Raw genomic sequence first — 14,025 nt, forward strand, 5'->3', positions numbered from 1 at the left:
AGTGCGTATGGCTGATTTTACGTTAGATAAATCACATGCAGAGAGGGCGCTGCTTAAGCAAGTTGCCGAAAAAGTTGATAAAGGTGAAAACCAAAAGGCAATTATACTGTTGCAAGAAGCTCTTGAGTTACACACTCATTCAGAGTTGATACTGAATAGTTTAATTAACTTATATAAACAACTCGGCCAGCTAGATGTTGCTCGTAAATACACACAAACCTTGCTAAATCTACAAAGTACACAAGTGGATTTACCTACCGATAGCGATTTCGACTATCTAGATGCGCAATTGCTCGAACTAAGCGAAGAAGAGTACAGTTTTGACGAACCTTTGGTTGAGACTCCTGCACCCAGAAAAACATTAAGTTTAAAAACAAAGCCTAAACCTCAGCCAAAAGATCATGATGAAAAGTCAAAAATTGTTGTTAAAAACAAATTTAAACATGCACTAGATAACAACAAACCTAAGTCTGAACGTGCTTTCCAAGACACATTTAAACCTGATGTTGCTTGCCAAACGCAGGTTGCTGCTCATAGTGAGCAAGCTGGTGTATATAGCACCAAAGGTAGCATATCGACACCTGTTAGCTCTGAGCCTAGTGAACCGACTAAGCTAGAGCTGCAAAATGATGCTGACACCATTACTTCTGTAACGTCAAAGCAAGACAATAAGCAGCATTCGCAAGCCGATGAAGGGTCATCCAATTCGACCGAGCAAAGTGACACACAATTGAAAAGTTTGCCACTAGCCAAAGAAGAGCTTGATGGGACCGAAGAAAACGACATAGCAACCAGTGATTTTGATTGGTTTGATAATGATTTTGAGTCTGTATCTGAACAACAAATAGAAGAAGACTATTTTGATGACTTTGAGGTCTCGTCATTTGAAGAGAACGAGTCAGCTAATGAATTAAGTTTTTATGACTTATGGGATGATGCACTTGACGAATGTGATGAAGCAGAAGAAGAAAGAGGTGTTTTAGCCGATACATTAAAACCCGAAGCGCGAGCAAAGTTAGTTGCGGTTGAGTTTGTTGATTCAGTTAATTGGGATAAAAGCACTTTAGCATTTTTCACAGAAGTGTTTACTTCGAGAGGTTGGAGCAATATCAAGACAGCCTTGGAACGTGAGGTGAATGCGGGTGCCACTTTTGAAGAGCTGCAATTAGCATTTGAAATTAAAACATTGTGGCTGCAATCATCAAGATATTGGATCACATTCAGTCGTGCATATGGGCCTGGTGAATCAACCGATGCGACCTGTCGTCATTGCAGTTGGAGCCAGGCGCTTAGACTACTGCGAGTTTTTGAGTCGATACCTGAACTCGAGGAGGTATATGATTTTCTTGAGCATGAGTTTGAGCTTTGGTTTAGCCATGGTGTTTTAAGAAAGTGCTTTCCGGCGTTCGCTAAATACTTGTTTAACTACAGATTACATGAACGCAATATACCAGAATTCAATCATGGGTTTTATGGAACAGGTGAATACGAACAAGCAGATTTAAACTGGTTACAGCTTCCACATAGTGACGAGATGAGTCATTTAAGAGAACTAGGACTAGACTTACTCTCTCTTCATGCCCCCAAAATTGACTATATATCAGACAAATACACGCTCGAATACTTATTTGAGTACTGGCGCTCAACAACCCCAGAGAGTGAAAGAGGAAAATATTTTGAAAAATAATAGAAAAATAAAAGCAGTTGTTGGTTGTTGGGTCAAACATAGTATTCGAGGGGCGGGCCTTGTTATTGGTGTTAAAGATGGATTAAACGGTATTACTCTTAAGGTGGCGTGGAAGAATACAGAGTTTGACCGAACTGATGTGCCCCTCTCGTCTGTGTCTTCGGGTTTCATGCCAGGTATGGAGGTGCAGCATAAGCCGGCTTCAAAAGCTGATAAGTCATTAGGAGAAGGGCTCGTTTTGAAGACACGCTCAGTAGCTGGTTTTGATCAAGTATTGGTTCATTTTTCTGAGTTAGGCGCATCGCGTTGGTTACCTTTTGAAAGGCTTGCTTGGATCAAAGGTGTAAAGCATCGGTTTAGTAAAAGAGACTTTGGTGATGAAACGTCGCCAGAAAAATTTAGGCTTAAGGTACTTGCCCATGCAATTGAAAACTGGAACGAAAATACAGGGTCATTATCTAGGTTAGATATTGATCCTTTACCTCATCAAGTTCATTTAGTGCATCATATTCTTGCATCAGGGCACCTTAATTGGTTGATTGCCGATGATGTGGGTTTAGGGAAAACCATAGAAACAGGCATGCTACTAAAAGCGCTGGAGCAAAGAGGGCAAGCCGATAGAGTACTACTTATTACTCCTGCAGGCCTTACTGCGCAATGGAAAGAAGAGTTACATCATAAGTTTGCTTTAAGTGACTTTAGAGTGTACGGCGATAATTTCCAGATTGAAGAAGAACGTGAATGGGGCATGTATAAACACGTTATTGGCTCAATCGATAGGTTCAAAGAAGAGCGTCATCTTGAGAAGTTGTTAAGAGCAGAGCATTGGGATCTGGTTATATTTGATGAGGCACACCGCTTAAGTCGCAGGCAATATGGCTTAAAATATGATGTTTCAAATCGCTTTCAGCTTGCGAATCTATTGAGAAGTAAAACAAAAGCGATGGTGCTGCTGAGTGCGACACCTCACCAAGGTAAATCAGATAAGTTTCAAAGTTTATTGATGTTGTTGGACCCAGAGCGTAAGAGCGAGATTGAGACTTTAGCACTCAACCCAGAAATTTTATCTGAAATGATGATCAGGAATAACAAGTCTGATGTTACAGATTTGGCTGGTAACTTTATCTTCAAGGGTAAGACAACCAAAGCAATTAAAGTACCGTATGATAATGCGATGAGAGCTTTTGACGATTCACTGCAGTCATATTTACGCAAAGGCTATTTAACAGCGAGTGAATTAGGCCAAACAGGTAATGCGATAGGCTTTGTAATGACTGTTTATCGTAAGCTTGCAGCATCAAGCGCAAAGGCAATCAATAAAGCACTAAAAAATAGGAAGCGTAGATTAATAGAAGAGTCTGTCGCAATTATAGATTCTGAAGACTTTTTTGTTGAAGATGAGCGTTTTTACGGTGAATCAGAAGAACTATTGTCACAAAATGGCAAAGCAAAAGAGTTCTTTGCTGGTGAGCTTGAGCAGTTAGATATTCTAATTGCCGAAAGTGAAGAAGTTTTGAAGAACGATTTGAAAATAAAACAATTCGCTGACACCTTAATACCCAATATTCTTGCTAAAAATCCAAATGAAAAAGTGCTTATTTTTACTGAGTACAAGTCAACTCAAGAGTACATAAAACACGCTTTAGAAAACCAATTTGGAATTGGTTGCGTTGACCTAATAAATGGCTCAATGAAGCATCAAGATAGAAGAGTTTCGATTAACAACTTTGAAAGTGGCGGGCAGTTTTTAATATCTACTGAGGCTGGTGGTGAAGGTATCAACCTTCAAGATAAATGTCATATTATGGTTAATTATGATTTGCCTTGGAACCCTATGAGACTTGTTCAGCGTATAGGTCGTTTATACAGGTATGGGCAAAAAAATCGGGTAGTCGTATTTAACTTGTACTCACCAGAGTCAATGGATGACCAGATCATGGAGTTAATGCAAGAGCGTATTGAGCAAGTTGTTGGAGATTTAGCTACTGTTAGTGGTGAATTTAATGAAAGGCTAGGAGACGAAATCTTAGGTGAGTTTGCTGATCTTATTGATGTTGAAGGTATTTTATCTGATTCAATTGGTGAAGGTATAACTAGAACAACAGAACGTATTGAAGATGCATTACAAAAGGCTAAAAATGCAGCCAGTATGCAGAGAGAGCTTTTTGAGCATGCTGCTGGATTTAATCCAAATGAAGCGAAAGAAGAATTAAATATTACATCTGAACATGTTAAGTCGTTTGCAAAAGGTATGTTTATTTACCTTGGTATTGAAATTGTTGAAAAAACACATAAAGACCTCGTTTGGCATATCAAAATACCTGAAGATTTAACAATTGAACTTGGAGTTAGAAAAACAAGGTGGGAAGTCACATTCGATCGTAAATTACATGCGAAACGAGAAAATTGTGAAATGATGGACCTTGATAATTTTATTTTCAAGTTCTTGCTAAACAAAGCAAAGTCTTATGAATTTGGTGGTCTATCGACTGCTATTGTTAATGGTGAAAGCTTGAATGGCGCATTAGTTTGCTCTTATTTAAGGTGGCAAAACGCCACAGGGATCCGTCAACGACAAGAGTTAGTTGCTGCTTATATCGAACAAAATAAAAAGCCGCTTATCAACTCTCAAGTATTCAGTGACTGGCTTAAGTCTGAGTCAATTTCACATAGCTCTGATATTACTTTTGACACTAAAGCTCTATTTGAACAAAGTGAAAAAGTTAGCTCAGATTTGTTGGAAAGCAAGTCAAATAGCTTATTACATCCAGATGGAGTTTACCCCTTGGCCGCAGCTGTGTTTGAGTAAGTTTTAATAGTAATCAAGCTTCGAGATAAGTCAGTTTGAGTTTTTTAATTTGGTTACAAATTGACTCTCCATTTTAAGTCAATACTGATAGCCAATAAAATTAAAAATTGCATTGCGCAGTTTTTACAATTGGCTCTGAGGATTACACAGGTGTTTAGGTATTTAATTAGTTTGAAATGCTTAGTACAAGATTATCAAAGGGTATGATGTGAGAGAGTATATACGTCTAACTGAATTAGAGAAAGTAAGCGCACGCTTTGAAATCGAAGCTCGGTATGCAAATCGTTTTAACGAGAAACTCATCAACCAGTTTATTCATATTCTAGAATCGGCGACGATGGTTGAGCTTGGTTACGACGATTTGCTTTATTGTTTATCTTACTGTTCAGAAGGCTATGAAGTATTTTCTAGCTTAGCTGATGTTGAACAATATGCTGAGGCAAAAGGTAAGAAGTTAAATATGATACTTGCCTATCGGGTTTATAGTTTAGAGCTGTCTTTAAATTTTCCACAGTGCTTTACAGAATATTCAAATGTTTTGAAAGCTTGTGTTGGTAGTCAAGGCTTTCTCGCGACGTGCTGTGCAATAGATGAAGTGGATAGTGAAGAATTTTATTTGGTTAGTAAATAATCTTCGTCTTTCAAGTTGTAAAATGTTCGCAATGGTCATGAATAGAAAGACTATCGTGAACTGATTTAAGGAAAAAAAATGGATTTGCATAATTCGCAGTCTGAAAAAAGTTTATTAGAGAGTTTCGAACAATTCCCTTGGATAAAAAGATGTCTTGCTTATGAGTCATTCAACTCGTTTTTGAACAAGAGAAATATCAATTTACCAGCTTTAAACGATGCTATAAGAGTGATTAGTGAAAGCTCTTTAAGGTTTGATTTTTATCATGTTAATCATATTCGTTCTGCGCTTAGGTTCGGACATAAGGAAATTGGTAATCAAACGGGAAAGGTTGCAGGGCAGTTTGAGGTTTTTGAGAAAAACCTAATAGTTAGGTTCCCAAAACGTTATGGTAGAGAAAAGAGTATAAAAATCAAACTAGCAGATGACTTAAACTTAAACGCTCGGCGTCTAACCGAAGAATTAAATAACTTAACTACCTTTTTTAAAACTAACTCGCTGATTGGAGAGGGCCATTGGCCAAGAGATTATGATGAAGAGGTCAGTGTCGATGAAATCTACAAAAACAATACAAGGACTAATGTAATGAATGGTACTGCATTAAATCAGATTCTATACGGACCACCAGGAACGGGTAAAACCTACTATACCATTGAGGCTGCGGTAAAAGCGGCTCATCCTGAGTTTACTTGGAAAAGTCGAAAGGATTTAAAGATGCGATATGATGAATTAATAAATGCTAAGCGCATTCGCTTTGTTACATTTCATCAAAGCTACGGTTATGAGGAATTTGTTGAAGGAATTAGTGCAGACACTGATGAAAAACATGGTATTTCGTATAACAAGCAAAATGGTATTTTTAAGCAAATCTGTAGTGATGCTAGTAACGCAGCTATTGAAGTCAACGATACTTTTAATTTAAAAGGAAAAGTTTGGAAGCTCTCGATTGGTGGCGCGCATTCAAACCCTAATAAAACCTATTGCTTAGAAAACAACCTGGGTGCTATAGGTTGGGCTCATACTGGTGATTTAAGTGAAGAAGGATTGAATGATTACCATGAAGGCTTAGGAAAAAACGCTAAGAATACACTGGAATATTTTTCAAATACTGCAGAAGTTGGCGAGCTTGTTTTATGTATTAATAGTAAAACCTCTATTGAAGCTGTAGGTGTTATCACTGGTGATTATCAGTACCAAGAGCAAGGGTTACCGAGCGATAATGATTACAGACACCACTTGCCAATAAAATGGTTGGCAAAAGGTATCAATGTAGACTTTAAAGAACTCAATGGAAATACGAGCTTTAATTTATCTACTTTTTACCCATTAAGAAGATTAACACCGGCAAAAGTATTTGAGCACTTAGAAAAAAATGGTGTTGAAATAGCGCAATACAAAAAAAAGCAGTCAAATGAAGTAGATAATTACGTGCTAATAATCGATGAAATTAATCGCGGAAATATTTCAAAGATCTTTGGTGAGTTAATTACGCTCATCGAAGAATCAAAGCGGATTGGCAATGAAGAAGAAATTAAACTGACTTTACCAGTTACAGGGGATGAGTTTGGTGTACCAAATAATGTGTACATTATTGGAACAATGAATACAGCTGACCGCTCATTAGCAATGATGGATACCGCGCTAAGACGTCGCTTTGATTTTGTTGAAATGATGCCTGATTACCAAGCTTTAAGAGATGAAGCCAATGCTCCATATGTAATTAAAATCGATGAAAAAGAGATTGATTTAGTTGCTTTACTCTCGACTTTAAATAAACGCATCACTGCTTTGTATGATAGAGAGCATCAGCTGGGCCATGCTTTTTTAATGCCTGTAGTTAAGCATGTCACTGATAATCACTACTCGAGTGCGGTTACAGAGCTAAAGAATTGTTTCCAAAATAAAATAATTCCTTTGTTGGCAGAGTACTTCTTTGAAGATTGGGAAAAGATCCGTCTAGTTTTAGGTGACAACCAGAAAGAGCAGAGCAGTAGAACATATCAACTTATTGGGCATACAAGCGCAGACTTTGAGAGCTTGTTTGGGAATAATCATGATTTAGCTGACGGCGAAAAAGTGCAAAGCTTTGAACTAATCAGTTATGACAATGAAATATGGGATGAAGCATTAACCTATATTGGTATGTACGATGTGAAGAAGTTCAAATCGCAACAAGAAGGTTAGTTTTGACGATATGTTAAAAGGAGTTAAGCGCGTAAAAATCATTCATCATCAAGTGTTTGAGTATGGGCTGTTGAGCGCAGATAATAAGGCGGCCCATAATGAGAAAGTTAAAGAGATCTCGTTTGATGCATTTAAATACCTCAAAGCGTGTTGTTTATGTGATGAATCTGAGTCGCGCTTTTTAAAGCTGAAAATTTTTCAGGGTATGGAAGTTCTGCAAGTTCAAAATTATGCAGGCGTTGTACTTTGTCCTGATGGTACGCAAATAGAAGTACTGCCAAAAGTAGCTAAGGCGAATGATGAAGAAGCGTCTTTTTCTGATGCGCAAGACTCTTTGTTGATGATGCTTAAAGCACTTAAGCAATTTCGCCATATTCAAACTGAAGTGGCGAGTATTCGAAAACAAAAAATGCCATTGCTAGAAGTTTTCATTGCTCAGTTTTTAAGTACAGTGAACGCTTTGGTCAAAAAGGGTATAAAAAGTGACTATGTTCGTGAGCAAGATAACTGTCACTTTCTAAAAGGTAAGCTGCTGCAAAGTCAGCAGCTTAAACACAACTTTATAAATCGACATAAGTTTTTTGTTGAATACGATGCTTATATTACTGACAGAGCTGAAAACCGCTTGATTCATGCAGCGCTTAAATCCGTCGTTGCTTATACCAAAGTGATGAAAAGTAAAAAGTTAGCGCAAGAGCTGCTGTTTGCTTTTAATGAGATCCCTGTGAGTTCAGATCATAAGAAAGACTTTGATAGTATTAAGCTTCAACGGGGTATGCAACATTATGAGGCTCCTCTCAATTGGACTAAATTGATATTAGAGGGCCATTCACCTCAAGCAATGAAAGGCGCGCATGCTGCTTATTCATTGTTGTTTCCAATGGAAGCGTTGTTTGAAAGTTACGTAGCAGATTACTTAAGCCGGCGTTTAGCTAGTGGTTATTCACTTAAAAGTCAATCCCAATCTAAAACATTAGTAACTCATGATAATCAAGGATGGTTTAGGCTAAAGCCAGATATAGCATTTTCAAAAAGAGACAAATTGGTGTGTATTTTAGACACTAAATGGAAGTTGCTCGATCAAGCTAAGAAAAACGGGTCTGATAAATACGGCCTTTCACAATCAGACTTTTATCAAATGTTTGCTTATGGCCATAAATACTTAGGGAGTAAAGGCACTCTGGTGCTGATTTACCCTAAACAAGGCGACGATAGAACAGGCTTTACAAAAGTCATAGAAAAACCATTTAAGCTTGATGAACACTTGAAACTTTACGTTGTTCCTTTTGATCTAGATAAAAGTGCGCAAAACCGCATTGATTTAGAATTCATTTTTAACCAAATAGAGGCTTCGTGTAATAGAGAGAGATTACTTTAAATACTTATTTCTTATCTAGCAATCATTCAATACTCTGTTACAATCCAAAAATAGAGAACAAAACCAAGTTGATACGGAGTTTCAACTGCAAATAAAATGGATTTTCTTACCTCGTTTGCAAGCTTGTAATCCTCCTTTTTCACTAAAAGTGTTTAGTATATTTCCAATAAGTTTTCTTTGTAGAAAATATTTAACAGTATTCATTACATTTATCTTTTATTAGAACGAAATGCAATTCTCAACATTGAGAAATTGGACTTTTTAGAGAATCTTAAATTATATATCTCTCAACTTACAATTTAACTATTTAATTTTAAAGGTGATTTCATGACATTCGACCCGAGTAAATTTGTTGCACCAACAGCGAAGCCGATTCCTGTGGTTTTGTTGCTGGATATTAGTTATAGCATGAGTGGAGCACCTATTGATCAATTGAACAAAGCTGTTCGAGAGATGATCACTAGCTTTTCTTCCTCAGAAACCTCGGAAATTGAAATTCAACTTTCTGTAATTACTTTTGGTGCAGAAGTAAAGTTGCACACTCCTTACACGTCAGCAACTGACATTGAATGGGAGGATTTGTCTGTAAATGGTGCCACTCCAATGGGAACGGCATTGAAGATGGCCAAGGCGATGATTGAGGACAAAGAAGTGACTCCTTCTCGAGCATATCGGCCAACCATTGTACTTGTATCAGATGGAGGGCCAACTGATGACTGGGAAAGCCCATTAAATGAATTTATTCAGGAAGGCCGATCTTCTAAGTGTGATCGTATGGCTGTAGCTATAGGAGACGGTGCTGAGCGCTCTGTTTTAAACCGGTTTATTGAAGGTTGTGAGTATCCACTATTTACACCTGATAACGCATCAGATATTAGGGATAGCTTCCGTTATATCACCATGTCAGTTACTGCTCGAAGCAAGTCACAGAATCCGAATAAAGTAGTCAACGTTTCAGCTCAAGCTGAGCAGAAGGCGACTGAATATGAAGACGATGAGTTGTTCTAAGAACTGTTGACAATAAACAGGAAATGGCATGAACCAAGATTTGATCGCACCAGTAAAAACTGCAGAGTTACTGAAAGCACTGGACAATGTTGCAACTCCAGTAAAAGTTGCTAAAAAATTAGTTGTATCCAGCAACTTGGCAGAGAGTGAATATCAGTTTTACAAGATAGATAGTCTGACTCACTTTTCTGAGGAACCTCGGAGGGAAGCTCTTGAAAATGTTTACAGCAGTATTCGTTTTTCTGGAGCCAGCCTTGTGTACCTTTTACATGGTAGTTCTTCTGGTGTTGATCTTTATCTTGGTATCGCTCGGAGCCACCAACACAAGCCTCCGGCTTTAAGTGTAAAAAATATAGCTGACTCCATTCTTAAGCCGGTTTTTGAAGGGAACTTTAGAGGTAGCAAACTTCATCAAGTTGATGAGAAGCATGAGTTACTGAGTAAACTTGAAAGATTTAAGCATGTTGGTGTTTTGCAGGGGGCCGTTGGTAACCAGGAGCAGGGCGAAAACAATTTTTTCCAAGGTATGGATAGGCTCGTTGATGTGATGTTGGGTCAAGAATTTTGCCTTGCTATAACTGCATCAGCGATGTCGCATGAGAAACTGCTAGAGCTGGAACAGATCGTTCATCAAGGTTATGCGCTATTTGCCCCCCTTTCTAAGATGTCATATCAACAAGGAAAAAATAGTGGAGAAGGCCGCAATCTTGGTGACAGTATTACGAAGTCTAAAGGTTATAACTATTCAAAGAATAACGGTGAAAGTGATTCAGAAACGTCAGGTACGAGTAAGGCTACAAGCTCTGGAAGTGTATCGGATACAGGGTCTGTAGGTAAGTCAAAGTCGACTAATAGTGGTGAATCCTGGGGTAGTAATTTATCCGAAAGCAAGGGATTAAATAAAGGTATATCAGTTAACTCTGGGAAGAGCCAGACAGTTTCAACAGAAATACACAATCGAAAAGCGCAGCAATGGCTCACATATATTGATGAGGTCTTATTGCCTAGAATTGACTACGGGCGCAGTCGAGGAGGGTTTATCTCAGGGATCTCGTTGTTTGCCACTAGCCACCATTCGCTATTAACCCTAAGTAATACGGCTATGTCAGTTTTTTCAGGTAACTCTGGCAACTGTTACCCTTTACACTTTATGTCGGTTAGTGAATACCCTTCCATTGTTAATGAGCTAAGAAACCTACAAATACCAACTATTGAACTGAATAACCGGCAGAAAGAGCCAAATGGCTATCTTTTTCATCACCTAAAGTCCCGTTTGGTTGAAAGAGATAGAGTTATCATGGGAACGTATTGTTCTCCTCGTGAACTATCCCTTATCGCTGGATTGCCTCAGAAAGAAGTGGCGGGTATCGCTTTAAATGAAGAAGTGAACTTCGGTTTGAACCCACCTCAAGTTGATGAAGGTAGTAAACTAGTTTTAGGGGAACTTGTCCAAGACGGCAGAAGTATCCCTAATAATGATGTAAGCCTGAATATTTCAGAGCTGAACAAGCATATGTTTATTGCCGGTGTTACGGGAAGTGGTAAAACGACTACTTGTCATCATCTCCTTAGAGAAGCCAAGCTTCCATTTTTGGTCATAGAGCCGGCGAAGACTGAATACCGAACATTGATGGAAGAGTTTGATGATCTTCTGATTTTTACACCGGGACGAGATGATCTTGGGGCATTTAGATTGAATCCACTTGAACTAATGCCCGGTGAGTCAATTTCGGCCCGAGTCGATATTCTAAAGGCTAGTTTTGCCGCTTCTTTCGACATGGAAGCAGCTATACCACAAGTTCTGGAAGCTGCTATTTATCGCTGTTACGAAAAGATGGGGTGGAATTTGACGACGTCCCGACATCCAGAGTTCCCGAATCCCTTTGCTGAAAATGTTTATCCCTTCCCTATCATACAGGACTTGTTGGAAGCAAGTAAAGACGTCATTGAAGAGCAGGGCTTTGATACTAGGTTGCGGGATGACTATATAGGCTCCATAAAAGCTCGTCTGCAGGGTTTGTTGGTCGGCTCTAAGAAGCAAATATTCAATACCCTGCGTTCTATCGATTTTGCGGCACTATTAAAACGAAGAGTGGTTATTGAGCTTGAAGAGATCCGTAATGGAGCAGAGAAGTCTCTGATTATGGCTTTTATCATGACCAATATGGTTCAAGCCTTGAAGAATGAGCATAGAATAAATCCTGGCTTTAGGCATTTGACTCTTATTGAGGAAGCTCACCGCTTGCTTGCTCACCCGGAACCGTCAGAAAGTAATAATAAAAAACAGGCAGTAGAAATGTTTGCTGACATGCTGGCTGAAATCAGAAAGTACGGAGAGGGCTTGATAATTGTTGATCAGATACCGAGCAAGTTAACACCCGAAGTATTGAAGAGCACAAATACCAAGATAGTTCATAAGTTGTTTGCCCAAGACGATAAGGATGCAATTGGTAACACAATAGCTCTTGAAAAAGATCAGAAGACGTATCTTTCAAGGTTGGATGTAGGGCATTGCGTTGTGTTTAGCCAGGGGTGGCAAAAAGCTGTACAGGTTCAAGTTAAGGTAGAACCAGCGTTGGTAACTCAAGCGGACCTTCCACTAAATAAGGTTGAAAAAGTGATTAGGGATAGGTTTATCGAGTTCTGCCAATTGCCTACCAGTCGAAGGCTACTGCCAATGTTAAGCCATTCTGGACTAAGTTCGATTAGCACAACACAGGTTAGCGATTTACTTAAATTCTCTCTGGAGACGGATCTGTTTTTCTGCTGGGAGAAGTTTTTGCTAGAGCAAAGTGAATCCAATAAGGAGAAGTTAACTCAATCTATAAAAGAGGGAATTGAACTTACTGGGAGTACGGAAATCGTTATCAACCATATTCTTTTTCATATTTACCCGCCAGTACAAGGACACGATGAGTCAACTCAGCATTGGCGATCTAGGCTTGATTCTACGGTTAATTGCTTGCTTCAAAAAGAAAGCTTTTTATTTGCACGATTGAATTTGAATAGTTCATATAGGAGAAAAATGTAATGTTAGGTCCGTTAGTAAATGCTGCTGTATCTATTGGTTCCTCTGTTTGTAGTGCCATTGGTGCGGCATGTTCGTCACTTGGTAGTGGTCTTGCAACCACAGGAAAAGTCATTATTAATGCAATTCAGGTTGGTTTGCCGATTGCAGAAAAAGTGTTTACAGCCGTAGACCTTGTGGCTAAAGCCTGGGGGATTTTTACAGAGGATCACAAAGAAGATGATTTGTACGACCTGGGTATGCGAGCTGAACAAGCTTCAATGAACGGAGTTAAGTCAGATAACTTTGATTCATATCAGGAGTATATCGATCATCTTCGGAATGATATCGAACTTAAGTCAAATCCTTCACTTCGTGATGAAGATAAGTTGAAGTACGGCGCTCTTGGTACTGCAATAGCAATGAAAGGTATTAGTGACAAGTATCAAGTCGAAATCCCGGATTCGTTCTGGTTATCAGGTGTAAATATGAATCTTCAGCCTGAACAGTTCAAGCCTCTCTTGGACATATTTGAGTCAGAGAAAGTAGCTCCTAAGCTGGAAGACTTCAATAAAGGAAAACTTCCATTTAGTGAACACGAAAAAATCTATGATGTACTTGAAAGCTACCTTGGAGAATCTATGACAGTTAAAGAAGTTGAGCAGTTTTTTGCTGATGCCAAGAAAAACTCAGCCTAGCTAAGGGGTATAATTTAAATGGAATTAGAGCAAATCAATAATCATGTTTCGATTCTGAATGTAGTACTTGATGGTTCAGGAAGTATGTCGGTGTTTGGAAAGGGGCCTTTGCAGGTCAATCTAGCGCGCTTTGTGCAGCAGTATATTGAACAAAAATCCGCTCAAATTTTTGAGAGTATTGAAGTGAACTTTTTCCTATTTAGAGAGCAGGTCAAGCTGTTGGAAAATGGTATCGATAGTGGGCAGTGCTCTATTTCTTTTGAAGGTGGCGCAGAAAGCAAAAGCCTGTCTAACTTCTTGAAGTACTTGCCAAGTCAAAGCAAAGTACTGCTTTTTAGTGACGGTTTCTGCTTGGATGATCAAGTGTCGGAAGTAGTAAATCAGAATGCTATTGACTTCAATTTGGTTGCTGTTGGACCGGATAGCCCTCCCCTTGAAAGGTATAGAAGCGAATACTTTCATGTCGCGAAAAGTGAAAGCCTACCTGCCCTTTTACAAAATTTACTTTATAAGTCAGAAGGTAACACTCTACCGCATAAGATCAGTACTAATTGGGAGATGGAAGAAGCTCTGTTTCTGCAAACGCAGAATGACGATGATGACTGGGAGTAGATGGGAGCGCA

The 14,025-nt window shown here is 38.8% G+C and carries 9 protein-coding genes; all 9 read left to right on the top strand.

What is annotated here, in order from left to right:
• The first annotated feature begins 7 nt into the window (after window positions 1–7).
• The 9 genes from CWB80_RS09925 to CWB80_RS09965 all read left to right on the top strand — a co-directional run bounded on the left by CWB80_RS09925 (window position 8) and on the right by CWB80_RS09965 (window position 14,014).
• On the top strand, window positions 8–1,687 hold the full coding sequence (locus tag CWB80_RS09925; protein ID WP_138600873.1) for a tetratricopeptide repeat protein: 1,680 nt from the start codon (window positions 8–10) through the stop codon (window positions 1,685–1,687).
• Window positions 1,677–4,496 carry a DEAD/DEAH box helicase gene (locus CWB80_RS09930; protein ID WP_138600871.1) on the top strand — a complete coding sequence of 940 codons (2,820 nt, stop codon included), beginning with the start codon at window positions 1,677–1,679 and terminating at the stop codon, window positions 4,494–4,496. The genes CWB80_RS09925 and CWB80_RS09930 overlap by 11 nt, the downstream gene beginning before the upstream one ends.
• A 208-nt stretch (window positions 4,497–4,704) precedes the next feature.
• Complete coding sequence (locus tag CWB80_RS09935; RefSeq protein ID WP_138600869.1) at window positions 4,705–5,127, top strand: hypothetical protein; 423 nt, start codon at window positions 4,705–4,707, stop codon at window positions 5,125–5,127.
• Window positions 5,128–5,205: 78 nt separating this feature from the next.
• Window positions 5,206–7,311, top strand: coding sequence for a DUF8426 domain-containing protein (locus CWB80_RS09940; RefSeq protein WP_249362560.1), 2,106 nt, complete (start codon window positions 5,206–5,208; stop codon window positions 7,309–7,311).
• A gap of 10 nt (window positions 7,312–7,321) precedes the next feature.
• Window positions 7,322–8,689, top strand: a complete 1,368-nt coding sequence (locus CWB80_RS09945) for an McrC family protein (protein WP_212751212.1) — start codon at window positions 7,322–7,324, stop codon at window positions 8,687–8,689.
• A 327-nt stretch (window positions 8,690–9,016) separates the two neighbouring features.
• Window positions 9,017–9,697 carry a vWA domain-containing protein gene (locus CWB80_RS09950; protein WP_063704307.1) on the top strand — a complete coding sequence of 227 codons (681 nt, stop codon included), beginning with the start codon at window positions 9,017–9,019 and terminating at the stop codon, window positions 9,695–9,697.
• A 28-nt stretch (window positions 9,698–9,725) separates the two neighbouring features.
• The gene (locus CWB80_RS09955) at window positions 9,726–12,728 is read left to right on the top strand and encodes an ATP-binding protein (protein WP_138600867.1); all 3,003 of its coding nucleotides are present in this window, start codon (window positions 9,726–9,728) and stop codon (window positions 12,726–12,728) included.
• Complete coding sequence (locus CWB80_RS09960) at window positions 12,728–13,402, top strand: hypothetical protein (RefSeq protein ID WP_138600865.1); 675 nt, start codon at window positions 12,728–12,730, stop codon at window positions 13,400–13,402. Before CWB80_RS09955 ends, CWB80_RS09960 begins: the two co-directional genes overlap by 1 nt.
• An 18-nt stretch (window positions 13,403–13,420) precedes the next feature.
• On the top strand, window positions 13,421–14,014 hold the full coding sequence (locus CWB80_RS09965; RefSeq protein ID WP_063704314.1) for a hypothetical protein: 594 nt from the start codon (window positions 13,421–13,423) through the stop codon (window positions 14,012–14,014).
• Window positions 14,015–14,025: the final 11 nt, after the last annotated feature.

It is taken from the genome of Pseudoalteromonas sp. S1650, assembly GCF_005887195.1.
Lineage (GTDB): Bacteria > Pseudomonadota > Gammaproteobacteria > Enterobacterales > Alteromonadaceae > Pseudoalteromonas > Pseudoalteromonas simplex.